General features: G+C 70.3%; 27 protein-coding genes. 17 read left to right on the top strand and 10 right to left on the bottom strand.

Annotation, left to right across the window (positions count from 1 at the left end):
* Positions 1-5 precede the first annotated feature (5 nt).
* The 5 genes from sufC to ACFY3J_RS03800 all read left to right on the top strand — a co-directional run bounded on the left by sufC (position 6) and on the right by ACFY3J_RS03800 (position 3,258).
* Positions 6-770, top strand: a complete 765-nt coding sequence (gene sufC / locus ACFY3J_RS03780; protein ID WP_100569480.1) for a Fe-S cluster assembly ATPase SufC — start codon at positions 6-8, stop codon at positions 768-770.
* On the top strand, positions 767-2,023 hold the full coding sequence (locus tag ACFY3J_RS03785; protein WP_384182959.1) for a cysteine desulfurase: 1,257 nt from the start codon (positions 767-769) through the stop codon (positions 2,021-2,023). The genes sufC and ACFY3J_RS03785 overlap by 4 nt, the downstream gene beginning before the upstream one ends.
* A 16-nt stretch (positions 2,024-2,039) precedes the next feature.
* Positions 2,040-2,507, top strand: a complete 468-nt coding sequence (gene sufU / locus ACFY3J_RS03790; protein ID WP_359392429.1) for a Fe-S cluster assembly sulfur transfer protein SufU — start codon at positions 2,040-2,042, stop codon at positions 2,505-2,507.
* Positions 2,504-2,836: a metal-sulfur cluster assembly factor gene (locus ACFY3J_RS03795; RefSeq protein WP_100569477.1), complete on the top strand. Its 333-nt coding sequence runs from the start codon at positions 2,504-2,506 to the stop codon at positions 2,834-2,836. Before sufU ends, ACFY3J_RS03795 begins: the two co-directional genes overlap by 4 nt.
* 101 nt (positions 2,837-2,937) lie before the next feature.
* Complete coding sequence (locus ACFY3J_RS03800; RefSeq protein ID WP_384182954.1) at positions 2,938-3,258, top strand: DMT family transporter; 321 nt, start codon at positions 2,938-2,940, stop codon at positions 3,256-3,258.
* A 32-nt stretch (positions 3,259-3,290) separates the two neighbouring features.
* On the opposite strand, the gene ACFY3J_RS03805 is transcribed toward ACFY3J_RS03800, so the two are convergent.
* Positions 3,291-4,181 (bottom strand): winged helix-turn-helix transcriptional regulator, encoded by an 891-nt coding sequence (locus ACFY3J_RS03805; protein ID WP_390840131.1) that lies wholly within the window; start codon positions 4,179-4,181, stop codon positions 3,291-3,293.
* 130 nt (positions 4,182-4,311) lie between these two features.
* Here ACFY3J_RS03805 and ACFY3J_RS03810 point away from each other — a divergent pair, with 130 nt between their 5' ends.
* The 3 genes from ACFY3J_RS03810 (at position 4,312) to ACFY3J_RS03820 (ending at position 7,621) form a co-directional block, all read left to right on the top strand.
* Positions 4,312-5,520 carry an MFS transporter gene (locus tag ACFY3J_RS03810; RefSeq protein WP_384182948.1) on the top strand — a complete coding sequence of 403 codons (1,209 nt, stop codon included), beginning with the start codon at positions 4,312-4,314 and terminating at the stop codon, positions 5,518-5,520.
* A gap of 53 nt (positions 5,521-5,573) precedes the next feature.
* Positions 5,574-6,563, top strand: a complete 990-nt coding sequence (dapD, locus tag ACFY3J_RS03815) for a 2,3,4,5-tetrahydropyridine-2,6-dicarboxylate N-succinyltransferase (RefSeq protein ID WP_390840133.1) — start codon at positions 5,574-5,576, stop codon at positions 6,561-6,563.
* A 758-nt stretch (positions 6,564-7,321) separates the two neighbouring features.
* Positions 7,322-7,621: a hypothetical protein gene (locus ACFY3J_RS03820; protein WP_384182942.1), complete on the top strand. Its 300-nt coding sequence runs from the start codon at positions 7,322-7,324 to the stop codon at positions 7,619-7,621.
* 138 nt (positions 7,622-7,759) lie between these two features.
* On the opposite strand, the gene ACFY3J_RS03825 is transcribed toward ACFY3J_RS03820, so the two are convergent.
* On the bottom strand, positions 7,760-8,131 hold the full coding sequence (locus ACFY3J_RS03825; protein ID WP_384182939.1) for a hypothetical protein: 372 nt from the start codon (positions 8,129-8,131) through the stop codon (positions 7,760-7,762).
* Positions 8,132-8,349: 218 nt separating this feature from the next.
* Between ACFY3J_RS03825 and ACFY3J_RS03830 the strand changes: the two genes are divergently transcribed.
* Positions 8,350-8,589 (top strand): hypothetical protein, encoded by a 240-nt coding sequence (locus ACFY3J_RS03830; RefSeq protein WP_384182936.1) that lies wholly within the window; start codon positions 8,350-8,352, stop codon positions 8,587-8,589.
* A gap of 319 nt (positions 8,590-8,908) precedes the next feature.
* Positions 8,909-9,097, top strand: coding sequence for a hypothetical protein (locus ACFY3J_RS03835; protein WP_384182932.1), 189 nt, complete (start codon positions 8,909-8,911; stop codon positions 9,095-9,097).
* Positions 9,098-9,451: 354 nt separating this feature from the next.
* Here the strand turns inward: ACFY3J_RS03835 and dapA are convergent, their stop codons facing one another.
* Positions 9,452-10,357 carry a 4-hydroxy-tetrahydrodipicolinate synthase gene (gene dapA / locus ACFY3J_RS03840; protein ID WP_384182930.1) on the bottom strand — a complete coding sequence of 302 codons (906 nt, stop codon included), beginning with the start codon at positions 10,355-10,357 and terminating at the stop codon, positions 9,452-9,454.
* A gap of 154 nt (positions 10,358-10,511) precedes the next feature.
* Between dapA and ACFY3J_RS03845 the strand changes: the two genes are divergently transcribed.
* The 6 genes from ACFY3J_RS03845 (at position 10,512) to ACFY3J_RS03870 (ending at position 14,040) form a co-directional block, all read left to right on the top strand.
* Complete coding sequence (locus ACFY3J_RS03845; RefSeq protein WP_384182927.1) at positions 10,512-10,667, top strand: hypothetical protein; 156 nt, start codon at positions 10,512-10,514, stop codon at positions 10,665-10,667.
* A complete protein-coding gene (locus ACFY3J_RS03850; RefSeq protein ID WP_390840136.1) occupies positions 10,664-11,389 on the top strand; it encodes a hypothetical protein in 726 nt (241 codons plus the stop codon). The genes ACFY3J_RS03845 and ACFY3J_RS03850 overlap by 4 nt, the downstream gene beginning before the upstream one ends.
* A gap of 128 nt (positions 11,390-11,517) precedes the next feature.
* Complete coding sequence (locus tag ACFY3J_RS03855) at positions 11,518-12,000, top strand: phage holin family protein (protein ID WP_384183032.1); 483 nt, start codon at positions 11,518-11,520, stop codon at positions 11,998-12,000.
* Complete coding sequence (locus ACFY3J_RS03860) at positions 11,997-12,470, top strand: DUF3618 domain-containing protein (protein ID WP_384182921.1); 474 nt, start codon at positions 11,997-11,999, stop codon at positions 12,468-12,470. Before ACFY3J_RS03855 ends, ACFY3J_RS03860 begins: the two co-directional genes overlap by 4 nt.
* Positions 12,471-12,656: 186 nt before the next feature.
* The gene (locus tag ACFY3J_RS03865) at positions 12,657-13,274 is read left to right on the top strand and encodes an ArsR/SmtB family transcription factor (protein WP_384182918.1); all 618 of its coding nucleotides are present in this window, start codon (positions 12,657-12,659) and stop codon (positions 13,272-13,274) included.
* A 40-nt stretch (positions 13,275-13,314) separates the two neighbouring features.
* Positions 13,315-14,040 carry an SRPBCC domain-containing protein gene (locus tag ACFY3J_RS03870; protein WP_384182916.1) on the top strand — a complete coding sequence of 242 codons (726 nt, stop codon included), beginning with the start codon at positions 13,315-13,317 and terminating at the stop codon, positions 14,038-14,040.
* Between the two features lie 34 nt (positions 14,041-14,074).
* On the opposite strand, the gene ACFY3J_RS03875 is transcribed toward ACFY3J_RS03870, so the two are convergent.
* On the bottom strand, positions 14,075-15,904 hold the full coding sequence (locus ACFY3J_RS03875; protein ID WP_390840139.1) for an endonuclease/exonuclease/phosphatase family protein: 1,830 nt from the start codon (positions 15,902-15,904) through the stop codon (positions 14,075-14,077).
* A 314-nt stretch (positions 15,905-16,218) separates the two neighbouring features.
* On the opposite strand from ACFY3J_RS03875, the gene ACFY3J_RS03880 reads away from it, so the two are divergent.
* On the top strand, positions 16,219-17,652 hold the full coding sequence (locus ACFY3J_RS03880) for a hypothetical protein (protein WP_384182910.1): 1,434 nt from the start codon (positions 16,219-16,221) through the stop codon (positions 17,650-17,652).
* Positions 17,653-17,872: 220 nt separating this feature from the next.
* Here the strand turns inward: ACFY3J_RS03880 and ACFY3J_RS03885 are convergent, their stop codons facing one another.
* The 6 genes from ACFY3J_RS03885 to ACFY3J_RS03910 form a co-directional block, all read right to left on the bottom strand.
* Positions 17,873-18,457: a TerD family protein gene (locus ACFY3J_RS03885; RefSeq protein ID WP_384182908.1), complete on the bottom strand. Its 585-nt coding sequence runs from the start codon at positions 18,455-18,457 to the stop codon at positions 17,873-17,875.
* A 47-nt stretch (positions 18,458-18,504) separates the two neighbouring features.
* Positions 18,505-19,719, bottom strand: a complete 1,215-nt coding sequence (locus ACFY3J_RS03890) for a TerD family protein (RefSeq protein WP_384183030.1) — start codon at positions 19,717-19,719, stop codon at positions 18,505-18,507.
* A gap of 102 nt (positions 19,720-19,821) precedes the next feature.
* Complete coding sequence (locus ACFY3J_RS03895; RefSeq protein WP_384182905.1) at positions 19,822-20,811, bottom strand: zinc-dependent alcohol dehydrogenase family protein; 990 nt, start codon at positions 20,809-20,811, stop codon at positions 19,822-19,824.
* Positions 20,808-21,674 (bottom strand): carbohydrate ABC transporter permease, encoded by an 867-nt coding sequence (locus ACFY3J_RS03900; protein ID WP_384182903.1) that lies wholly within the window; start codon positions 21,672-21,674, stop codon positions 20,808-20,810. Before ACFY3J_RS03900 ends, ACFY3J_RS03895 begins: the two co-directional genes overlap by 4 nt.
* Complete coding sequence (locus ACFY3J_RS03905; RefSeq protein ID WP_384182900.1) at positions 21,674-22,618, bottom strand: carbohydrate ABC transporter permease; 945 nt, start codon at positions 22,616-22,618, stop codon at positions 21,674-21,676. The genes ACFY3J_RS03900 and ACFY3J_RS03905 overlap by 1 nt, the downstream gene beginning before the upstream one ends.
* Complete coding sequence (locus ACFY3J_RS03910) at positions 22,615-23,976, bottom strand: ABC transporter substrate-binding protein (protein WP_390840142.1); 1,362 nt, start codon at positions 23,974-23,976, stop codon at positions 22,615-22,617. Before ACFY3J_RS03910 ends, ACFY3J_RS03905 begins: the two co-directional genes overlap by 4 nt.
* Positions 23,977-24,048: the final 72 nt, after the last annotated feature.

Genomic DNA, 24,048 nt, shown 5'->3' on the forward strand with positions numbered 1-24,048 from the left:
CACCCATGGCAACGCTTGAAATCCGAGACCTGCACGTCACCGTCGAGGCCGACAACGCCACGAAGGAGATCCTCAAGGGCGTCGACCTCACCGTGAAGCAGGGCGAGACGCACGCCATCATGGGCCCCAACGGCTCGGGCAAGTCGACCCTCGCCTACGCCCTCGCGGGCCACCCCAAGTACACCGTGTCCGGCGGCTCCGTCACCCTCGACGGTGAGGACGTCCTGGAGATGTCCGTCGACGAGCGCGCACGCGCGGGCCTGTTCCTGGCGATGCAGTACCCGGTCGAGGTCCCCGGCGTCTCGGTCTCCAACTTCCTGCGCACCTCCGCCACCGCCGTTCGCGGCGAGGCGCCGAAGCTGCGCACCTGGGTGAAGGAGGTCAAGGAGGCCATGGAGCGGCTCTCCATGGACCCGGCCTTCGCCGAGCGCAACGTGAACGAGGGCTTCTCCGGCGGTGAGAAGAAGCGGCACGAGATCCTCCAGCTGGAGCTGCTCAAGCCGAAGATCGCGATCCTCGACGAGACCGACTCCGGCCTCGACGTCGACGCCCTGCGCATCGTGTCGGAGGGCGTGAACAGGGTCCGCGAGAGCGGCCAGGTCGGCACCCTGCTGATCACCCACTACACGCGCATCCTGCGCTACATCAAGCCCGACCACGTCCACGTGTTCGCCGGCGGCCGGATCGTCGAGTCCGGCGGCGCCGCGCTCGCGGACAAGCTGGAGAACGAGGGCTACGAGGCATACGTGAAGGGTGGCGCATCCGCGTGACACAGCTGCCGGGCCTCCTCGACACAGAGGCGATCCGCAAGGACTTCCCCGTCCTGGACCGGCTGGTCCACGACGGCAGGAAGCTCGTGTACCTGGACAACGCGGCGACCTCGCAGAAACCGCGCCAGGTGCTGGACGCCCTGAGCGAGTACTACGAGCGCTACAACGCCAACGTCCACCGCGGTGTGCATGTGCTCGCCGAGGAGGCCACGGCGCTGTACGAGGGCGCGCGCGACAAGGTCGCCGCGTTCGTCAACGCGCCGAGCCGCGACGAGGTGATCTTCACCAAGAACGCCTCGGAGTCGCTCAACCTCGTGGCGAACATGCTCGGCTGGGCCGACGAGCCCTACCGGGTGGACCACGAGACCGAGATCGTCATCACCGAGATGGAGCACCACTCCAACATCGTTCCCTGGCAGCTGCTGGCGCAGCGCACGGGCGCGAAGCTGAAGTGGTTCGGCCTCACCGACGACGGTCGTCTCGACCTGTCCAACATCGACGAGGTCATCACCGAGAAGACGAAGATCGTCTCCTTCGTGCTGGTGTCCAACATCCTCGGCACCGTGAACCCGGTCGAGGCGATCGTGCGCCGCGCGCAGGAGGTCGGCGCCCTGGTCTGCATCGACGCCTCGCAGGCCGCGCCGCACATGCCGCTGGACGTCCAGGCCCTCCAGGCCGACTTCGTGGCCTTCACCGGCCACAAGATGTGCGGCCCGACCGGCATCGGCGTGCTCTGGGGCCGCCAGGAGCTGCTGGAGGACCTGCCTCCGTTCCTCGGCGGCGGCGAGATGATCGAGACGGTGTCGATGCACTCGTCGACGTACGCCCCCGCCCCGCACAAGTTCGAGGCGGGCACGCCGCCGATCGCGCAGGCGGTCGGTCTGGGCGCGGCGATCGACTACCTGAACTCGATCGGGATGGACAAGATCCTTGCCCACGAGCACGCGCTCACCGAGTACGCGGTGCGGCGGCTGGCGGAGGTCCCCGACCTGAGGATCATCGGCCCGACCACGGCCGAGGACCGGGGCGCGGCGATCTCCTTCACGCTCGGTGACATACACCCGCACGACGTGGGCCAGGTCCTCGACGAACAGGGCATCGCGGTGCGCGTGGGCCACCACTGCGCGCGGCCGGTGTGCCTGCGGTACGGAATTCCTGCGACCACGCGAGCGTCGTTCTATCTGTACTCCACGCCGGCCGAGATCGACGCTCTGGTCGACGGCCTGGAGCACGTACGGAACTTCTTCGGCTGACGGGACGAGCGATCGGATGAAGCTGGACTCCATGTACCAGGAAGTCATCCTGGACCACTACAAGCACCCGCACGGGCGCGGTCTGCGGGATGGCGACGCCGAGGTGCACCATGTGAACCCGACGTGCGGCGACGAGATCACTCTCCGAGTGAAGTACGACGGCACGACGATCAAGGACGTCTCGTACGAGGGCCAGGGCTGCTCGATCAGCCAGGCCTCGGCCTCCGTACTGAACGAACTGCTCGTCGGCAGGGAGCTGGCCGAGGCGCAGAAGATCCAGGAGACCTTCCTGGAGCTGATGCAGTCCAAGGGCCGGATCGAGCCCGACGACGCGATGGAGGAGGTCCTGGAGGACGCGGTGGCGTTCGCCGGGGTGTCCAAGTACCCGGCCCGGGTCAAGTGTGCCCTGTTGAGCTGGATGGCCTGGAAGGACGCGACGGCCCAGGCGCTGGGCGGCGCCGACGCCGAAAGGAAGACCGCATGAGCGAGACCGTGGAGATGAAGCCGGCCTCGGAGGAGGAGCTCCGTGAGGCCCTGATGGACGTCGTCGACCCCGAGCTGGGCATCGACGTCGTCAACCTCGGCCTGATCTACGGCATCCACGTCGACGAGTCGAACATCGCGACCATCGACATGACCCTGACGTCCGCGGCCTGCCCGCTCACCGACGTCATCGAGGACCAGGCCAAGTCCGCCACGGACGGCCTCGTCAACGAGTTGCGCATCAACTGGGTCTGGATGCCGCCGTGGGGCCCCGACAAGATCACGGACGACGGCCGCGAGCAACTGCGGGCGCTCGGCTTCAACGTCTGAGATCCACGAGCGAACGACGAACGGCGAGGTCCACTCGGACCTCGCCGTTTCCTTGTCGTGTGCAGAACGGCGCCGCCGGATCGCTCGATACGCTCCCCGGCATGGGATACGTGATGCTCGCAGGTGCCATAGCCGCCGAAGTCGCCGCCACGACCGCCATGAAGTACAGCGAGGGCTTCAGCAGGCTCGGGCCCTCGCTGGTCACCCTCCTCGGCTACGTCGTGTCCTTCGTGCTGCTCGCCCAGACCCTGAAGACGGTGTCCATCGGCACCGCCTACGCCATCTGGTCCGGCATCGGCACCGCGGCCATCGCCGCGCTCGGGCTGGTGCTCTTCGGGGAGGGGATGGGCTTGGCCAAGGTCGCCGGGATCGTACTGATCATCGGCGGGGTGGTGGTGCTGAACCTGGGCGGAGCCCACTGACGGACGGCATCGCGCGCGTCATTCCGCCCGGCTCATGTCCCGGTCCCGTTCAGGCGCCTGACCGTCTCCAGCGCCGCCTCCACACTCCCGGCCACGTCCGTGACCGGGTACTGCACGCTGCGGACGACACGCTCGCGGTCGACGACCAGTGTGAGCCGCTTCAGACGGGTGGCGCCGGTCGCGCGGAAGGTCGGTAGCCGAAGGGCGGTGATCAGGGACAGGTCGGCGTCGGAGAGCAGGGGGAATCCCAGCCGTTCCTTCTCCGCGAACGCCCGCTGTTCGTCCGGGCGTTGGGTGGAGACGCCGTACACGGTGGCACCGACCGCGGTGAACTCGGCGAGCCGGTCGCGGTAGGTGCAGGACTCCAGGGTGCAGCCGGGAGCGCCGGGAATCTCCGACCAGCCTGGCGGATAGGCGTCGGGGCGGGCGTAGGCGCCGGGGAAGCAGTACAGGACGGTACACGCGGTGTCGGCGGCGACCGGATCCCGCAACCGGCCGTCGTGGTCGATCAGCCGCAGTTCCGGGAGCCGGGTCCCCGGCAGCTCGTGGACCCGCCGGGCCTGCCCGGACGCCTCCGCGGCCGTCGCCGAGGTCTCGCCGTCCCCCAGGATCCACGCGTCGCCCCAGTCCTGGAGGGCGACCAGGACCGGCAGCAGCGCACGGCCGCGCGGGGTGAGGTGGTACTCGTGGCGCACGGGGCGTTCCTGGTAAGGAATCCGGGCGAGCACGTCCGCGTCGACCAGAAGCCGCAGTCGCTCGGTCAGCACCTTGCGGGACAGGCCGAGTTCACGGTGCAACTCGTCGAAGCGGCGTACGCCGCGCGCCGTGTCGCGCACGATCAGCAGGGTCCACCAGTCGCCGACGACGTCCAGGGCCTGCGCGATGGCGCAGGTGGCGTCCTCCAGGCTGGTCCTGCGGGCCATGGCCCTCTGTCCCCTCGTCCACTGGTCATTGACCCCGAGGTTGCCATGCTGACATAGTCAGTTCCCAAAAGGAACTTACTCGTGTCGAGGGTGTGACCGCGGAGGGGGACGGGTGCGGACGCTGCGGGAAGTGCCCCGTACGGTGTGGCTGCTGGCCGTCGGGACCTTCGTCAACATGGTGGTGAGCGTCAGCTTCGTCTACCTCTTCCTGTATCTGACCGGGCCGCGCGGGCTCGGCGTGCGCGAGGCGGGCCTGCTCAGCGGTGTCGGGGGCGTCGGGCTCGTCCTGGGCAACTTCACCGGCGGCTGGTACGGGGACCGCCTCGGGCACCGGCGTGTGCTGCTGGCGGCCGCCGCCACCTCGGGACTGCTGCTGGCCGCCGTGCCGGTACTGCCGACCGCCGCGCTCTTTGTCGCACTGCCGCTGTGCGAGTACGCCTCCGGCGTGCAGCGCGCCGCCAACTCCGCACTGGTCGCTGCCGTCGTGCCCGAAGGCCTCCGCCGCCCCGCGTTCGCCGTGGTGCGGGCCGCTGCCAACGGCGGATTCACCGTCGGGCCCGTCCTCGGCGCGCTGGTCGCCACCCGGTTCTCCTACGACTGGCTCTACGTCGCCGACGGGCTCGGCAGTCTCGGCCTGGCCTGCTGGACCGCCCGGGTGGTGCCCGCACGCGGCATCCGGCGGGCGCGGTCGCCGCGCGGCGCGGGCGGCGTGTGGCCGGAGCTCCTGAGCCGGCCGGCGGTGCTGGTGCTGCTGGCGGCGATCCTCGTCATCGACCTCGTCTACCGGCAGCAGTACTCGACCTTTCCCCTGTTCCTCGGCGACCACGGCCTGGGCACCCGGCTGTACGGTGCCCTGCTCGCGATCAACGGTGGCATCCTGCTGTGCCTGGAGCTGCCCACCGCCCTGGCGCTGCGCCGCCGCTCACCCATGCGTGTCGTCGGCTGCGGGCTGCTGCTGGTGGCCGCGGGCTACGGCGCACTGCTCCTCGGCGCAGGCGCCGCGACGGCCGTGGCGACGATGACGCTCCTCACCCTCGGCGAGCTGCTCTACAAGACGACCGCCACGGCCTACGTCGCCGACCAGGCACCCGAGCACGTCCAGGGCCGCTTCCAGTCCCTGTACGCCGGCGTGTCCATCAGCGGCATGGTGCTGGCCGCGCCGCTGGGCGGCGCGGTGTACGAGGCTGCGCCCCGACTGCTCTGGCCGCTGTGCGCGGTGCTCGGCGCGGCGGCCGGGGTCGCGGTGCTGGCGGCCGGCCGGCTGCCGGCGCGCCCGCGTGGCGCGTACGAGCGGCAGGGCGCGGCGGAGCGTGCGGTCGAGCCCACGCCCGGCACCTGAGACGGTGCTCCACCGGTTCGCCTCCCCGGCCTTCGGCCGGTTAGGTTTCCCCCATGACCGACACGACTGCTCCCCGCACCACCGGCGCCGTGGCCGCCGGCCTCGCCACGATCGCCGCCGACGGCACCGTTCTCGACACCTGGTTCCCCGCTCCCGAGCTGACGGACCAGCCCGGCCCGGCCGGCACCGAGCGGCTGTCCGCCGAGCGGGCCGCGGAGCTGCTCGGCGACGGCGCCACCGCGGCGATCGGGCCGGACGCGCGCCGGGGTGTCGAGGTGGTCGCGGTCCGCACGGTCATCGCCTCGCTCGACGAGAAGCCGATCGACGCGCACGACGTCTACCTGCGTCTGCACCTGCTCTCGCACCGGCTGGTCAAGCCGCACGGCCAGTGCCTGGACGGGATCTTCGGCCACCTCGCGAACGTCGCCTGGACCTCGCTCGGCCCGGTCGCCGTGGACGACATCGAGAAGGTGCGGCTCAACGCCCGCGCGGAGGGCCTGCACCTCCAGGTGACCTCGATCGACAAGTTCCCGCGCATGACCGACTACGTGGCCCCGAAGGGCGTTCGCATCGCCGACGCCGACCGGGTGCGGCTCGGCGCGCACCTCGCCGAGGGCACCACCGTGATGCACGAGGGCTTCGTGAACTTCAACGCGGGCACCCTCGGCACCTCCATGGTCGAGGGCCGCATCTCCGCGGGCGTCGTGGTCGGCGACGGCTCCGACATCGGCGGCGGCGCCTCCACCATGGGCACGCTCTCCGGGGGCGGCAACGTGATCATCGCCATCGGCGAGCGCTGCCTGGTCGGCGCGGAGGCGGGCGTGGGCATCGCGCTCGGCGACGAGTGCGTGGTCGAGGCCGGTCTGTACGTCACCGCCGGCACCCGGGTGACGATGCCCGACGGCCAGATCGTCAAGGCGCGCGAGCTGTCCGGCGCCTCCAACATCCTCTTCCGCCGCAACTCGGTCACCGGCGCCGTCGAGGCCCGCCCGAACAACGCGGTCTGGGGCGGCCTGAACGAGATCCTGCACAGCCACAACTGACCACGGGCGGCCGTGACCTGCGGCCGCCTTTGCGACCATCGCCCTGACCTGCTGCTGAGCTGTTGGCAGTTGTCGGTGTTGGTCGTCGTTGAGCGCCCTTCCACGGCCCGAGGACGGCCCGGGAGGGCGCTCGTGCGTCGGGTGGCGTCCGCAGGTAAGGGTGGGGCGGTGGGGAGGGCGTCGTGGAAGTCCGGCGAGCTTGATGCTTCACCCAGGCACGGGTGTGGCACGCGACCCTTCGTCCCGAACTCTCGGCTGGGCGGTCATTGAGGTCTGGTGGGCTGGTCAGGCGGCCTTCGAGGGCCGTTGCCGGGTGGTTGCGATCACGGTGGTCGCTGTACCTCCCTGCTGTGCGGCAACTGCCTGGCTTGCCCGAAATCGGTGGTGCTCACTCGGTCTCGCTACTCGGGTCGCCTTTACTGCTCCGGACGATGAACTGACCGGGATGCCACGTGGCGTGGGCAAAAAGCTTGTTCCTGCGGTTGTGGTGGGAACTGCCGGGTGGGTATCTCCGTCACATGGACTCGGGGACAGCGGCAGTGGTTGGTGCGGCCATCGGCATGCTGGGTGGTGCCGGGGGCGGTTGGCTCACACTCGTTGGTCAAGCTCGACAGCAGGAACGCCAACAGCGAATAGACCAGCAGCACCGGTTGGAGGGGGTGCGCCGGGAGGCGTACAGCGCATGCCTCAGTGCGTCGAAGCAGGTATCGGCCCGCTGGTGGAGGGTTGCGGTCCGGCTCCGCACAAACGGCACCACGATGGAGCAGTGGGAGGCGGAAGCCGTGGAGGCGCATGCGGCATGGGCGCCGTTCAGCGCGGCGGTAGCCGCCGTTGCCGTCGCGGGCCCTGGCCCTGTGGCAGAGGCAGCTGAAGACCTGCGACGCGCCATGTACGCGCTGGACCAGGCGGCAGTCGCCTGGCACGAAGCGGCTCGCGCAGCAGGTCGCGGCAACCTCGCTGAGTTTGACGAGAAATACATGGAAGCGGTGGCAGCCAAACGAGAACCTGGAAGGGTCTTCCAGCAGGCAGCCCGAAAGGCGCTCAACGCCGAAGCGTGAGTCGGATGACGGCCCTTGCCTCCACGGTCAGCACCCCAGGCCGGCGCCCTCAGCTTGGGAAGCTGCGATCACTGGTGCGTGGTCTGGGCGCTGACCTTGGTGAACGACTCGGCCGCCGCTCCTTGGGCTGGGCCGCTTTCAGCGTGATTCCCCGCTGTTCCCCGATCGATCTGGTGCACTTGTGGTGCACGAAGATTCCGCAGCCGGATCGGACTGCGCCATCAGGTCAGTCAACTCGGCGTCGGTGGCCTCAGGCTGGAGACGAACGTCGAAGGTATAGCCCTCGTCGCAGAACACCACGTCAAGGTGGGCCGGCGCGAGCCTGCGGAACACGATCGCCAGCCACAGGGCGTCCGCCTGCCAGGCGTCCAGGTACAGGCAGGTACCGTCCTCGTGCAGATGGGCCTCGCCTGAGCCGCTCCCCGTCTCGAAGAACCAACTGAAGCTTCGTGCCTCGCTTCGAGGAGTCGGGTCGGTCTCAACGGTTGCCCATCGAGTCCGTATAGCCATGGCCAGCGCCTCGACGTCGACCCGCCATTGTCTGCCTCGCTGTCGGCGAGTACCAAGAACTGCGCCATGAAGGCTGTCTATCACTCGGGCGCCGACTGTGCCTCAACCTTCACTGTGCGCTGGGGCAGGGGCACGCTTTCCAACTGTGTTGGTGAGGCGCAGGGGTATGTGCAGGGGCGTTCACCTGGGTTCATGGGCGGCTGTCCATCGGCGCCGAGATGGCTTCTGGTTTCGCCGACGGCCTGGTGGAGGCACGCGACCGCCACGGCACCTTCTACGATCCCGTGCCATTCCTGTCCCGTCCCCTCCCAGCGGACCCCGGTGTGATCCTGGACGCCCTCATCGCCGATCTGACCCGGTACACCGAAGGGCGCCTGGACGACGCCGCCGCCCTCATGGCCGTTACCCGCCTGCCGGACGCGTCCCACGACACTCACAGAACTCGCTCCCGCACCTGAGGCGTCGTCCAGCAGTGCCAGGCACGCCACTGGGTCACGACGGCGGTGTGCCTGGCGCAGCGCCCATGACGGGCCTGGCCATATCGCGGCAGCAGTTGCTCCCCTTCAGCCCATCTCCGGGGCGTTCGGTCCGCTCATGCTCGTGCATCCGTGACGGAGGCGGTACGGCGGCCCGCTCATGTCGGCCGGTTCAGCCCGGCGACCTTCGTCTGGCCTCGGCGCCACAGTTTTGGAGTCCTCAAACGGGGCGGGCCGGCTCCCTTGGTCTCCGGTCCGCTCCGCTCTTTCGAGTCACTGGTGGTTGTCAAAATCAGTAACCGTGATCACCGTGGTCCCGGTCGCCGTGGTCGCGGTCACGGTCGCGGTCGCCGTGGTCGCGGTCCCCGTGGTCGTGGTCGCCGTGGTCCCGGTCCCCGTGGTCCCCGTGGCCGTGGTCCCCGTGGTCACGACCCAGGGCGGGGAAGAGAGCGCTGAAGATCGCCATGGCATTCCTCCGGCATATGCCTGAGACATTTTCGAAGGTGATACGCCCCAGCATGGAAATTGGATGGCGTTTTGAGTCAAAAGACGGTAAACAAGCATCTCCCGCCGGACGCGGGACGCTTCCGGCGGGAGTCTGGAGGCCCTACGGCCCCGGAGGCAGAGGCTGGGAGCGCCATTCATCCGCCCAACGTGGTGACAAGGTCACGCCGTGAGCACGGGGTCGCCGGATGCTCCTGCGCCCTGTAGTCGTGTGTTCGCCACTGTCCCAGGACTGCGCCCTGAGCCGAGACGGCCCACGCGGCCGGTTGACCCCCTGACCCGCATCTCGTTCAGAACAGCCACAACTGACGTCACGTCACGACGCGGGCATGTGTGGGGATCACGCCGCCCGCAGTCGTTCGTACGCTGCCCGCAGCCCCTCGACCGTCTCGCGGTCGGCGGGGCGCAGGGGGGCGCGGACCGGGCCCGCGGGCCGGCCCAGGTCGTTCAGCAGCGCCTTGACGGTGACCGTGCCGGGCAGGCCGGCGGACATCGTCGACTCGACCAGTTCGGTGGCCAGTTGCTGGAGCCGGGCGGCGCGGGCGGTGTCGCCCGCGTCGAACGCGTCGAGGATCGAGCGCAGTTGGCGCGGGACGAGGTTCGCGACCGTGCTGACGTATCCGGTGCCGCCCACCGCGTACAGCGCGAGGATGTGCTCCTCGCAGCCCGCGTAGTACGCCAACTCGGTGCGGGACAGCACCTTCTGGGTGCCGAGGAAGTCGTAGGAGCAGTCCTTGACCGCCACGATCCGGGGGTGTGCGGCCAGCCGCAGCATGGTGTCCGGCTCGATGCGCGTGCCGGTGCGGCCGGGGATGTCGTAGAGCACCACCGGCAGCCCGGAGGCGTCCGCCACCGTGCGGAAGTGCTCCTCCACGGCGTCCTGCGGCGGCCTGCTGTAGTACGGCGTCACCACCAGCACCCCGTCCGCGCCCGCCTTCTCGGCCGCCAGCGCCAACTCGACGGTGTGCCGGGTGTCGGCGGTGCCCACGCCCGCCACGATCGAGGCACGCTCCCCGACCGCCTCACGCACGGCCCGGACGAGCGCCGACTTCTCGGCGTCCGTCGTGGTCGGCGACTCGCCCGTCGTACCGCTGAGCACGAGACCGTCGCAGCCCTCGGTCACCAGCCGGTCGGCGAGCCGCTGGGTGCCGTCGAGGTCGAGCGCGCCCGAGTCGGTGAAGGGCGTGATCATGGCGCACAGGGCGCGGCCGAAGGGAGGGGCGGGAGTGGCTGTGGTCGTCGTCATGGAAGCAGTGTCGACAGGGCAACCGTGAAGCTCCACTTAATTCTTCTACTGGATATCCATAAGTAGAGCTGGAGCGATGGTGCCCTGTGTCCAAGTCGCCCGTGGTGCGCCACCATGGGCAGGAGGTCACCGACGGACAGGCATGGGAGGCGTCATGAGGCTCGGCAAGGCACTGGCCACCGGAGTCGCCGAGGAGCGGTCGCCGGTCCGCGAGGAGGAGGCCGGACTCCCCGCGGCGGTCCAGGAGATCCAGCAGATCCAGGAACCGCAGGCCGCCGCCACTCCCGAAGAGGCTCCGGCCGCCCGATGAGGCTGCGGCTGCCCGCGGAACGCCCCACGGAGCCGCCGACCGGATACAAGATCGCCCACCCGGTGCTGTCCCACGACGGCACCCGGGTCCGCTTCACCGGTGTGTCGCTCGGCGGCGCGCTCCCGTACGGCGTCGTCGCAGACGCGGCCTGCGTCTACGGCCGCCGGCACCGGCCACCGGCCCGTCTGTGCGACTGCGGGTTCCACTGCGTGCACGAACGCGCCGCCGCCGAGGCCCTGCTGTGCACGGCCGAGCACCGGAGCGCCGTTCTGCTGGAGGTCTCCGTCCTCGGCGCCTACATCCGCTTCGAACGCGGTTTCCGCTATGCCCGCCAGCGGGTGCGCATGGCGGCGGTCGGCCCGTGCGCGTGCGGCGCGCCCGCCTCCGCCCTGGCCGACGCGGGCTGGGGCAGGCCCGGCTGGCGCGCGCTGACCGCTGTCTGCGCGGGCTGCCTGCGCGGCCGTACGTCGGTGACGCTCGCCGGCTTCGCCAGGCTGGCCGGGGACGGGCTGCGGGTCGTGGCGGGCGTCGGCGGGCCGGCACCGGTCGCCTCGACGGTTGCCGCGTCCGGGTCGCCGGCCGGGCCGCTCGCCGGGCCCGAAGGGCTCGGGGTCCCCGAACTCGTCGCGGAGGCCGCCCTGTTGCAGGCACGCCTCGACTGGTTCCAGGCCCAGCTGGCCCGGCTCGGCGAGCGCGGGCCCAGCGGTCCGGGCCAGGGATAGCCGGAGACGTCCCGGGGTACCCGGGTGGTCCGGACCGAGAGGAGGCGGACACCGTGACCGGGACGATCGATGTGAGGCCTGCGCGCGACCAGCGCCGCCCAGTGCGAGACCGCTCGGCGGGCGACCGTATGGTGGATGAACGTTCACCTGCCGAACCTTCGGTGGCTGAACGGTTGCCTGCCGAGCCTCCTGTGGAAGAACTTTCACGGATCGAACCTTCGGTGGGTGAGCATTCGGTGGGTGAACTCGTCCACCGGGCCACTGAACAGCTTTCTCAGCTCGTACGGCAGGAATTGACCCTGGCCAAGCTGGAGCTGACCGAGAAGGGGCGCCGCATGGGGCGCGGCGGCGAACTGCTCGGCGCGGCGGGCGCCATCGGCTATGTCGGGCTGATCGCGCTCGCCGGCGCGGCCACCGCCGCCCTCTCGCTGGTGCTGCCCGTGTGGGCCGCGGCGCTCATTGTGACGGGCGTGCTGTTCGCGATCGCGGGCGTGCTGGCCCTGGTCGGCCGCGCCCAGCTGCGCCGCGCCGCACGGCCCGTGCCGAAGGAGATGCTCGGCAGCGTCAAGGCCGACGTTGAGGTGATCAAGGAAAGGGCACGCCACCGATGACCGACAGGACACAGGGCGACGGCGGCGGCTTCACCCCGCCCGCCGGCGCGAAGGGCCCCGATGAGCTGAGGCAGCAGATTGAACAGACCAGGAGTCAACTGGGCGACACAGTACAGGAATTGGCCGCCAAGGCGGATGTGAAGGGCCGTGCGAGGGCCCGCGCGGCCGACCTGAAGGACAAGGCCGGCGCCATGACGGTCCAGCTGCGCAGCTCCGCCGCGCAGGCCGGGCATGCCGTCCAGGAGAGGGCCACTCACGCCGGCCACCAGGCCCAGGAGAGGGCGAGCCGGGCCGGGCACACGCTCCAGGAGCGGACCCCGGTGAGCAGCGCGGTCCAGGTGTACCGCCGCAATCCGCGCCCGCTGATGCTCGCGCTCGGGGCAGGCGCGGCGCTGGTCGCGGCCGGACTGCTGATCCGGCGCGGCAGGCGCTCGCGGCAGCCGCGGCACTGGTGGCAGCCGGACCGCTGATCCGGCGCGGCCGCCGTCGCCGAGGTCGTCCGCTCCGAGCCGCGCACCGGGACCACCGGCTTCCTGAAGGCCGCCCCCACCCGAGAGGTGGGGGCGGCCTTCCCGTTGTGCCGGTGACCGACGTACCGGTCGCCGAAAAATGAAACCGTCTGGACAAAAAAAATTTTCGGTGGGAGGGTGGGTTCCATGCTGGACGTCACCGTGATCGAGGACCCCGAGGCCGCAGCCGTCTCCCTGGACCCCACAAGGGCCAGGCTGCTCGCCGAACTGGCGGCAGGCCCCGCCTCGGCCGCCATGCTGGCCGGTACGGTCGGCCTGCCCCGGCAGAAGGTGAACTACCACCTCAAGGCGCTGGAGCGGCACGGACTGGTCGAGCTGGCGGGCGAGCGCCGCAAGGGCAACGTCACCGAGCGGCTGATGCGCGCCACCGCCGCGTCGTACGTCATCTCCCCGCTGGCCCTGGCCTCCGTGCAGCCCGACCCGGACCGCTTCCGCGACCAGCTCTCCGCGCGCTGGCTGCTCGCCCTCGGCGCCCGGCTGGTGCGCGACGTCGGCTCGCTGATCACCGGCGCGGCCAAGGCCCGCAAGCGGCTGGCGACCTACGCCCTGGACGGCGAGGTCCGCTTCGCCTCGGCCGCCGACCGGGCCGCGTTCGTCGAGGAGCTGACGGCCGGCGTCACCGCCCTGATCCGCAAGTACGACGCCCCGGACGCCGAGGGCGGACGCGACCACCGGATCGTCGTCGCCGTCCACCCCACGGTGAAGGAGCAGGCCGCGCCCGCCGTGGAACCCGAAGCCCAGTGACAGCCCAGTACCCCCGATCGTCATCGAGCAGGAGCACGTCATGTCCAAGGAATTCGAGATCGTCCGTGAGTTCGAGGTCGACGCCACGCCCCAGGAGGTGTGGGAGGCGATCACGACCGGTACCGGTGGATACCTGTGGCCGATGGAGCCGCCGGAGCCCCGGGTGGGCGGCGCCGGACCGTTCGGGTCCACGGTCACCGCCTGGGACCCGCCGCACCGCTACACCAACCGCAGCGAGGACGTCGGGTTCCCGGTCCAGTCGCTCAACCAGCTCGACCACACCATCGAACCGCGCGACGACGGCCGCCGCGCCTGGGTGCGGTACGTGCACAGCGGCATCTTCACCGACGACTGGGACAACCAGTACGACGGCGCGAACAAGCACACCGACTTCTATCTGCACACCCTGCGCGAGTACCTGACGCACTTCGCGCCGCGCCCGGTGGCCTTCGCGACCCTGGACGGCCCGGAGGCGTCCACCGCACCCGACGCCTTCACGGCCGTGGGCCGGGCCCTCGGGCTCACCGACGACACGGCCACGGGTGCGCGCGTGACCGTACAGGGGCCCCGGACGTTCGAGGCCGTGCTCGACTACCGCAGCCCGTACTTCATCGGGCTGCGCACCGACGACGCCCTCATCCGCCTCTTCGGCCGCAACCACTGGGGCGCCCCGGTCGGCGTCAGCGTCCACGACTTCGCGCCGGACGCCGACGCCAAGGCCAACGAACTGGCCTGGCGGGAATGGCTGGACGGGGTCTGCGCCTGACGGCCGCCGACCCCGTCCTCAGGACACTCGGGTGTTACGGGTGGAACCGGAGCACCTGCGGGTCGTGGTCGCTGGTCTGGTCGTGGAACTCCGCGTTGACGTGGACGCTGTCGTAGTCGAAGTTGCCGCCGCGCTTGATCGCCGGGCTGATCAGGATCTGGTCCAGGACCTGGAGGTTGCCCTGGTAGTCGTAGGTGTAACGCTCGTTCTTGGGCAGCGACTTGATCGCCGACCACAGCTCGCCGTCACCCTCGAGGATCTTCGCGGTGTCGGAGAACTCGAAGTCGTTCATGTCGCCGAGCACGACGACGTCCGCGTTCTTCTCGACCTTCAGGATGTCCTTGACGAAGGAGTTCACCTCGGCCGCCTGGCGGTGGCGCTGGACCTCCGAGCTGCGCGTCGGCGGCTGGTACTGCGCGGTCAGGGCCTGGTCGCCGCCCTTGGAGGCGAAGTGGTTGGCGATCACCACGACCGTGCGGCCGTGGAAGACGAACTCGCCGGCCAGCGGCTTGCGGCTGTTCTTCCAGGCGCCGCTCGCGGGGTTGATCCGGCCCGGGGAGACCGTCAGGGCAGCCTTGTTGCCGTTCACCTTGGTGACGCCGACCGCGGTGGTCGAGTCGCCGCCCGGGCGGTCGGTGAAGGAGACCCGCTCGGGGTTGAACAGGAACACCTGGCGGATGTTGCCGCCCGGCTCGCCGCCGTCCTGGTCGTTGACCGGGTCGATCGAGCGCCAGTCGTACTTCGGGCCGCCGGCCTTGACGATCGCGTCGATCAGCTTGCCGACGGTCGCGCTCGCGTCGACCGTGCCGTCGTCCACGGCGCCGTTGTTGTCCTGGATCTCCTCCAGGGACACGATGTCGGGCGACTGGAGGTTGTGCACGATCGCGGCGGCGTGCTCGTCGAAGGTGGCGTCGGACGGGTCGAGGTTCTCGACGTTGTAGGTGGCCACCGAGAGCTCGCCCGGCGACTGCTTGGCGGTCGTCTCGCGCTTCAGGCCGCCGCTCTCGAGCGTGCCGAGCTGGTTGGCGACGATCGTGTAGCCGCCGTAGGAGTTGAAGTCCATCGGGCCGGTGGTGGTGCCGGCGAGGGTGTCGCCGACGTTCGCCACGGGGAAGTCGGCGGTGGAGCCCAGCGACTCGATCTGCAGGCGGCCGGTGTTCTGGGAGTCGTAGGAGCCGTAGACCGTGCCGCCGCGGGTGCTGCGGTTCTCGTCCGGCTTCACCGTGACCCACAGCTCGCTGTAGGGGTTGGTGGCGGTGACCACGCGGGCGTCGGCGATCTGGACGTTCATGCCCTCCAGGGACTCGTAGTAGTCCAGGGCGTACTTCGTCGGCTCCAGGGTCAGACCGTTGATCGAGCCCTTCGCGGCGGGGTCGCCGGCCTGGGTGTAGGCGGCGGGCACCGACTTGGCGTCGATCACGACCGGGGCCGGGACCGGGTTGCCCTTGGAGACGACGGTGACCGTCGGCTTGGTGATCTCGGTGATCGACTGGTTGCCGGAGGTGGCGCCGCCCGGGACGTACTCGGAGACCGTGCCGGTCACCGTGACGGAGTCGCCGACGGCGACCGTCGGGGTGGAGCTGGTGAAGACGAAGACGCCCTCGCTGGTGGCGGGGTTGTTGTCAGGATTGGCGTCCTGCATCCAGAAGCCCCTGGTGGAGCCGTAGGTGCGCACGGCGGTGACGATGCCGGGCACGGCCGTGACCTGCTGGTTCGCGTAGGGGGATATGCGAGTGGCGCCCTGGATGTCGTGGATGCGCACGGTGTCCGCGTGCGCGGGAGAGGTGAGGACGACGGCGGACGTGGCCGAGCAGACGGCGGCGATGGTCAGCGCGGCGAGACGCGCGGAGGACTTGCTGGGCAAGGCGGATCCCTTCGGGGCATGACGGAGCGCGGCGACGGGGAGTGCGACGCGAAGACGCGGGCCGCGACCGGAGGCGCACGGATCCACGCGCGTAGAGCGTGACGGGAACGGCCGCCTCCGCTATTTCTACGCGCGTCAATCTCCTGTGTGGCCCGGTCCGCTGTCAAGGTTTCAGCCATGTACGAGGCATGACGGAAAGGTGAACTGGATGGGATGGGTCGAAATCCGTCTAGGCTGAGCGGTTGAGTCGTCAGACTTACCGGCCCGTGGGCTTCCCACCCTCCGGGCCCCGGTCCGCTAGGAGAAACCAGCCGATGTCAGACAGGTCCTCGTTCCCGCCGGTGCGGCTCGCCTCCGAACCGGAGCTGGCCCGGGACGCGCTCGCCACACCGCTGCTGTCCCGCGCCGCGCGGCTCGCGCGCTGGGCCGGAGACGGGACACGGGTCGACGCCGACGGCGGGCTGGCCGAGGAGCAACTGCCCGCCGCCGCCGCGGTGCTCGGCCTGAGCGGCGACGGCGCGGCGGCCGGGGCGAGCGAGGCCTGGCGGGTCGCCCTGGACACCGGGCTCGTCCGAATCGTCGACGCGGACTCGGACGAGGCCGCCGTCGCGCCCGGCCCGGACCTGGACCTGCTGACCGGCGGCTCGCCGCACGACGTGCTCACGGTCTGGACGAACGCCCTCGAGGGCGTGCTGGCCGACGCGAGCGTGCCCGATCTGGACGCGCTGGTCGAAGCGGTGGGTCAGGGCGGCGCGGTCGACCTCTCCGGACTGGACTGGGACCCCGAGGCGGAGGCGGAGTTCCTCGACGGCGTGCTCGCCAACCTCTACCGGCTGACGGCCGGCGCGGACGGGTCCGGCGGCGGTCCGGTACCGCTGCCCGTGCTCGCCGCCTCCATGATCGTGCCCAGCGACATGGGGGAGCCCACCAACGACATACTGGAGCAGGTCTCCGAGGCGATGATGCGGCTGGACGACCAGTTCCGGCTGCTGGAGCCGACGGGCCTGGTCGAGTACCGCCCGGTGGACGAGGAATTGATGGCGGAGGCCGAGAACGAGCCGTCGACGCCGGTCGAGGAGGTGGACGTCGCCCGCTACGGCATGGTGCGGCTGACCCCGCTCGGACTGCACGGGCTGCGGACCCGGCTGCTGGAGGCCGGCTGCCGGGCGCCGGTGATCGGCGAACTCGCGGACAAGGGCGCCGACGCGCTGCTCGACGGCACCGCCGGGTTTCCCCCGGCGGCCACGCACGCGGAGACCGAGCAGTGGCTGGCGAGCCGTGAACCCCTCTCCGCCGCAAGGGAGTTGCTTGCCGCAGCACGCGGCACGGACGCGGGCGCGCCGCTGCGGCGGCTGCGCTGCCAGCAGGCGCTGTCCCTGGTCGGTGCCGAGGCCGAACCGGCGCTGCGGGAGGTGCTCGACGACGCCGAACTCGGCGGGCTGGCCCGGGTCTGGCTGACCGAGCGCGGCCTGGCCGACGTGCCGGCGCCGTCCCAGGAGATGATCTTCTGGCTGACCATCGACACGGTGGCCGCCCAACTGGCCGCCGAGGGCGACTCCGAGGAACTGCACGCGCTCGTCGAGGGACTCGCCGAGCAGCACAGCGGCTTCTTCGCGGCGGCCTGGCGGGTGGACCACCCGCAGACGGCGGACGTGCTGGAGGCGATGGGACGGCTGCACCCGGACAAGAAGACCGCCAAGGAAGCACGCAAGGCGGCGTTCAAGGCCCGCTCCGCGCACGGCGGTTGAGCGGCGGATCCGGGCACGCGGCATCCCGGGGCGCGAGGCGGCGGAACGCGGCGCGTTCGACGGCCGCCCGCGCGGCGGAGCGTACGCCCGCGCGGCCGCGGACCCCGGCCGGGGCGGCGACCGTTTCCCCCACGTGGGTGCGGCTTCCGCGGTCATGGACCGGCCGCGACCCGCGCCCCACCGGGCGGGCCGCGGCCGTCTGGTCATGTGCCGCGTCGCGTCACTTGCTGACGGCGAAGCGCATCAGGGCGTGCTCGTCGCCCTGCTTGATCTTCCCCGTCTCGTTGATCACCTCGAGCTTCCAGGAGCCGCCGACCCTTATGGCCTTGGCCACGGCGCAGCCGTTGTCCTGGGTGAGCAGGCTCGGCCAGATGTCGGCGACCTGCTGGGAGGTGCCCCCGGTGGCGTCGTACACCTTGAAGCTGATGTTGCGCGCCTTCTGGAAGGAGCTGCCCTTCTTGAACGCCGAGGCGATGAACACGATCGAGGTGATGTTCTGCGGTACCCGGGCGAACTCGACCGTCACCGTCTCGTCGTCGCCGTCGCCCCGGCCGGTCTGGTTGTCGCCGCTGTGCAGCAGCGAGCCGTTGCCCATGGGGTCCAGCGAGTCCAGGCCCGCCAGGCGCACCGGGTCCGCGCCCTGCATGGCGACGGCGATCAGGTCGAGGTCGGTGCCCATCTTGCGGCGGAGCACGCCCATCACCCCGCCGGAGGTGCCCCCGGTGGGGTCCCAGGACACGCCGATGGACATGTGGGTCACCCCGTCCAGGTCCGCCGGGCCGTCTTCTTTCGTCAATGTGATCATGTGTGGTTCATCCTCCGGTGAAATGACTGCGACAGGCGAATTCTGTCCTACAGCGCCTGGGCCGCAGGCTTCACCATGTTCCGTACGGTGCGGGCCTTGACGAAGTCGCCCATGGCCGTCATCTCCCACTCGCCGGTGAACTGCCGGATGAGCTTGGCCATCATCACCCCGGTCTGCGGCTGGGCGTGGGTGAGGTCGAAGCGGACCAGCTCCTCCTCGGTGGTGGCGTCCATCAGGCGGCAGTAGGCCTTGGCGACCTCGGTGAACTTCTGGCCCGAGAAGGAGTTCACGGTGAACACCAGGCCGGTCACCTCCTGGGGCAGACGTCCGAGGTCGACCACGATCACCTCGTCGTCGCCCGCGCCCTCGCCGGTGAGGTTGTCCCCGGAGTGCTTCACCGCGCCGTTCAGGATGGTGAGCTTGCCGAAGTAGCAGCTGTCGATGTGGTTGCGCTGCGGGCCGTAGGCGATGACCGAGGCGTCCAGGTCGATGTCGGCGCCGCGGTACGCCGGTTCCCAGCCGAGGCCCATCTTGACCCGGGCGAGCAGCGGACGGCCGCCCTTGACCAGGGACACGGTCTGGTTCTTCTGGAGGCTGACCCGGCCCTTGTCCAGGTTGACCTTCCCGGCACCGGGAGCGGGGACGGCGGTCGGCGGGGCCGGGGGAACCGGAGGAGCGGCCGGGGACTGCGCGGCGGGCACCGGGGGCGGCGGGGTGAGCGGCTGGGGCGGGACGACCGGTTGCGGCGGGGCCACCGGGGCGGGGGCCGGTTCCTCCACCGTCACGCCGAAGTCGGTGGCGATGCCCGCGAGTCCGTCGGCGTACCCCTGGCCGACGGCCCGCGCCTTCCACTGGCCGTTCCGCAGATAGATCTCCACGACCACCAGCGCCGTCTCGGTGCCGAGCCGCGGCGGGGTGAACGTGGCCAGCGCCGAGCCGGTGTCCGCGTCGCGGATGGTGGCGGTGGGCTCGATGCCCTGGAAGGTCTGCCCGGCGGCGTCCGGGCTGGCGGTGACCACGATCTTCTCGATGCCCGGCGGCACCGCGGCGGTGTCCACGATGATCGCGTCGGGCGCGCCGCCGCCGCCCGAACGGTAGGTCACGCCCGGCCCGGACGGCTGGTTGTAGAAGATGAAGTCGTCATCCGAGCGCACCTTGCCGTCGGCGGTGAGCAGCAGGCCCGATACGTCCAGCCGCACCGGAGCGGTGACGTCCACCGTCACACGCGCGGCGGCCAGAGGGATGTTCGAGCCGGGGGTCATAGCTGTCATGTGGGAGGTAACGACCGAGGGCGCTTTACCGTTCCCTTACCCGGCAGACGGGTGAAGCGGCGCAGCGCCCGCGCCGGCCGGAGCCGGTGCTCGCTACGGGACCACCACGATCTTCCGGCCCACCCCGGAGGCGAACTGGTCGAGCGCCTCCGGGTACCGCTCCAGCGGGATCCGGTCACTGATGAAGACCTCGGGGTCCAGCACCCCGGCCGCGAACAGCTCCGCGGCCCGTTCGAAGCTGTGCAGCACCGCCATGGAGCCGGTGATGGTGATCTCCTGGTTGTAGATCCGGTACGGGTCGATCATCACCCGGGTCGCGTAGTCGGCCACGCCGAACTGGAGGAAGGTTCCCGCCTTCGCCACCCGGTCCAAGCCGTCCTGGATCGCCGCCGCGTTGCCGGTCGCGTCCACCACCACGTCCCAGCCCTGTGGCCGGTCGAGCTCGTCGGCGTTCGCCGCGGACGCCGACACGCCCAGCTGCCGGGCCGTCTCGAGGCGGGCCGGGTTCACGTCGACCACGTCCACGCTGGCCGCGCCGGTCCGCTTGGCCAGTTCCAGCATCATCAGGCCCATGGTCCCGGAGCCGTAGATCAGCACGTGCGAGCCCAGGCGCGTGCGCAGTACGTCGTAGCCGCGGACCGCGCACGACAGCGGCTCGATCAGGGCCGCGTCCTCGGTGCGGATGTGCTCGGGCAGCTTGACGCAGTTGGCGACCGGGGCCACGGCGTACCGGGCGGCGCCGCCCGCGGTGGTCACGCCGATCGCGGCCCACCGCTCGCACATGTTGTTGTGTCCGTCGCGGCAGTAGCGGCACTCGTAGCAGTACAGCGACGGGTCGACCGCCACCCGGTCGCCGACCGACACCTCCGTGACCTGCGTGCCGACCGCGGCCACTTCGCCGGCGAACTCGTGCCCGGGCACGATCGGCAGCTTGGGCGCGAACTCCCCCTGGAGGATGTGCAGATCGGTGCCGCACAGCCCGCAGGCCGCCACCTCGACGACGACCTCGCGGGGCCCCGGCGTCGGGTCGGGGACCTCGGTGACGACGGCGCGGCCCACGGACTCGATGACGGCGGCCTTCATTTGACGGCTCCCAACGACAGGCCCTGGACCAGTTTGTCCTGGGCGGCGAACCCCGCGGCGAGCACCGGCAGGGAGATGACGAGCGACGCGGCGCACACCTTGGCCAGGAACAGGCCCTGGCTGGTGATGAAGGTGGTGAGGAACACGGGGGCGGTCTCGGCGACCACACCCGTGAGGACCCGCGCGAACATCAGCTCGTTCCAGCTGAAGATGAAGCAGATCAGGGCGGTCGCCGCGATGCCGGGCAGGGCGATCGGGGCGACCACGCGGCCCAGCACGGTCGGCAGCCGGGCGCCGTCGATCTGGGCGGCCTCGATGATCGCGACCGGGACCTCGGACAGGAAGGACTGCATCATCCAGACCGCGATCGGCAGGTTCATGGCCGTGTAGAGGATGACCAGCGCCCAGATGTTGTCGAGCAGGCCGGTGTTCTTCGCGAACAGGTAGATCGGCAGCAGACCGGCCACCAGGGGCAGCATCTTGGTGGACAGGAAGAAGAACAGGACGTCGGTCCACTTCTTCACCGGCCGGATGGACAGCGCGTACGCGGCGGGCAGCGCGAGGAGGAGGGTCAGCAGGGTGGAGACCAGCGAGGCGGTCATGGAGTTGATCAGCGCGGGCCAGGGACTGGCCCCGCCGGTCAGCCCGAAGAACTGCCGGTAGCCGTCCAACGTCAGCGCGGCGGCCACCGACGGCGGGTTGGTCGCCGCGTCCGCCTCGGAGTGGAAGGATGTCAGTACCATCCAGAGCAGGGGCAGTACGAACACGAGTCCGGCCAGCCAGGCGACGACGCCCAGGGCTGCCCCCCGCAACCGGCTGCGCGGTTTGCCGAGCCGCGGGGCGGTGGTGGCGACGGTGGCCATCAGCGGGACACCTCCTCACGGAACAGCGACGACACCACGCGCAGCGCGAAGGTCGCCAGAATGATCGAGCCGATCACGACGACAACGCCGGCCGCGGAGGCGAGCCCGTTCTCGTGCGCCTGGTAGAAGGTCTGGTAGATCGTGTACGGCAGGTTCGCGGTGCCCAGGCCGCCGGAGGTGATGGTGAACACCGCGTCGAAGTTCTGCACGATGTAGATCGAGCCGAGCAGCACGCCGAGTTCGAGGTAGCGGCGCAGATGCGGCAGGGTGATGTGCACGAAGACCTGCCAGTTGCTCGCCCCGTCCATCCTGGCCGCCTCGAGCAGTTGTGAATCGCGGCTCTGCAGTCCGGCCAGCAGGATCAGCATCATGAACGGGGTCCACTGCCAGATCAGCGCGGCCTCCACCGCCATCAGCGGCATCTCGGAGATCCAGTCCGGCTGAACCGCCCCGTCGCCGCCGATGGCGTGCAGGATGCCGTTGAACAGCCCGTACTCCGGGTTGAACAGCAGGTGCTTCCACATCAACGCGGCGGCGACCGGCACCAGCAGGAACGGCGCGATGAGCATGGTGCGCACGGCGGCCCGGCCGCGGAAACGGCGGTCAAGGAGCAGTGCAAGCAGTAGGCCGAGCACCAGGCTGACCAGTACCACGGTGACGGTCAGCAGGATGGTCGTCCACACCGAACTGCGCAGGTCGGCGTCGCTCAGCACCTTGCCGTAGTTGGCGAATCCGGCGAAGCGGCGCCGGTCGGGGTAGAGCGCGTTCCAGTCGAGGAACGAGATCACCAGGGTGGCCACGAAGGGCAGCTGGGTGACGACGATCATGAAGAGCAGCGCCGGCAGCAGGGGCGCCCGGGTGGCCCAGGCGTGCAAGCGGTTTGGGCGCCGGGCCGCCGGCCGTCCGGAGACGGCGGCGGCGCGGGCCGGTGACGTCAAGGTCATGACCCCTCGTACTTCTCGGCGACGGCCTCGGCGAGCTTCTGGGCCTTCTTCAGGGCGCTGTCCACCGACTGGCGTCCGGCGATGGCGGAGCTGATCTCCTGGGAGACCTTGGTGCCCAGGTCGGTGAACTCGGGGATGCCGACGAACTGGATGCCGGGCGCGGGCCGGGGCTGCACGCCCGGGTCCTCGGGCTTGGCGTTCGCGATGGCGTCCCGGGTGACGTCCGCGAACGCGGCGGCCTCCTTGCGGTACTGCGGGATGTCATAGGTCGAGGCACGCTTGCCGGCCGGGACGTTGGACCAGCCGGCCTTCTCGCCGGCGAGCTTCTCGTAGTCCTTGCTGGAGGCCCAGGAGATGAACTTCCAGGCGTTCTCGGAGTTCTTGGACGCCTTCTGGATGCCCCACGCCCAGGTGTAGAGCCAGCCCGAGCCTTCGGTCTTCTCGACCGGGGCCGGGGCGTAGCCGATCTTGCCCTGGACCGGAGAGCCGTCGGCCTCCAGCGAGCCGGCTCCGGCGGTGGCGTCGTACCACATGGCCGTCTTGCCCTGGGTCATGTTGTTCAGGCACTCCGCGTAGCCGGACTGGGCGGCACCGGCCTCGCCGTGCTTGCGGACCAGGTCGACGTAGAACTGGGTGGCCTCCTTGAACTCCTTGGAGTCCAGGCGTGCGGTCCAGTCCTTGTCGAACCAGGTGCCGCCGAAGGTGTTCACCACCGTGGTCAGCGGTGCCATGACCTCGCCCCAGCCCGGCAGTCCGCGCAGGCAGATGCCCTTCATGCCGGAGCCGTCGATCTTGGCGGCCAGGTCGGCGACTTGCTTCCAGGTGGGCTTGTCCGGCATGGTCAAGCCCGCCTTCTCCAGGACGTCCTTGCGGTACATCAGGAAGGAGGACTCGCCGTAGAACGGCTCCCCGTACAGCTTGCCGTCCTCGGCGGTGAGCGCCCGGGTCATCGGGGGGAGGATGTCTGCCTGGTCGAAGGCGGTGTCCTTCTCGACGTAGGCGTCCAGGGGGTGCAGCCACCCGTTCTTGGCGTAGATCGGGATCTCGTAGTTGCTCAGGGTGGCGACGTCGTACTGCCCGGCCTGGTTGGCGAAGTCCTGGCTGATCTTGTCGCGGACGTCGTTCTCCGGCAGGACGGTGAAGTTCACCTTGATGCCGGTGTCCTTGGTGAAGTGGGCGGCGGTCAGCTTCTGCAGCTCCACCATCTGCGGATTGTTCACCATCAGGACGTTGACGGAGCTGTCACCGGCGGATCCGGACCCGCCGGCGCCCGAGCAGGCGGCGAGCGGAGCGATCAGCGCCCCTGCTGCCGCCACGGCGAAGAGGGTCCGTGGTGAGCGTCGGCTCTGGGTTGGCATGGGTACTCCAGGAGATGTTGACACCAATGGGGACTTGCGGGGAACGAGGGCGCCTCGCGGCGCGGGTGAAGG

The sequence above is a fragment of the Streptomyces sp. NPDC001231 genome (genome assembly GCF_042896885.1).
Classification (GTDB): Bacteria; Actinomycetota; Actinomycetes; order Streptomycetales; family Streptomycetaceae; genus Streptomyces.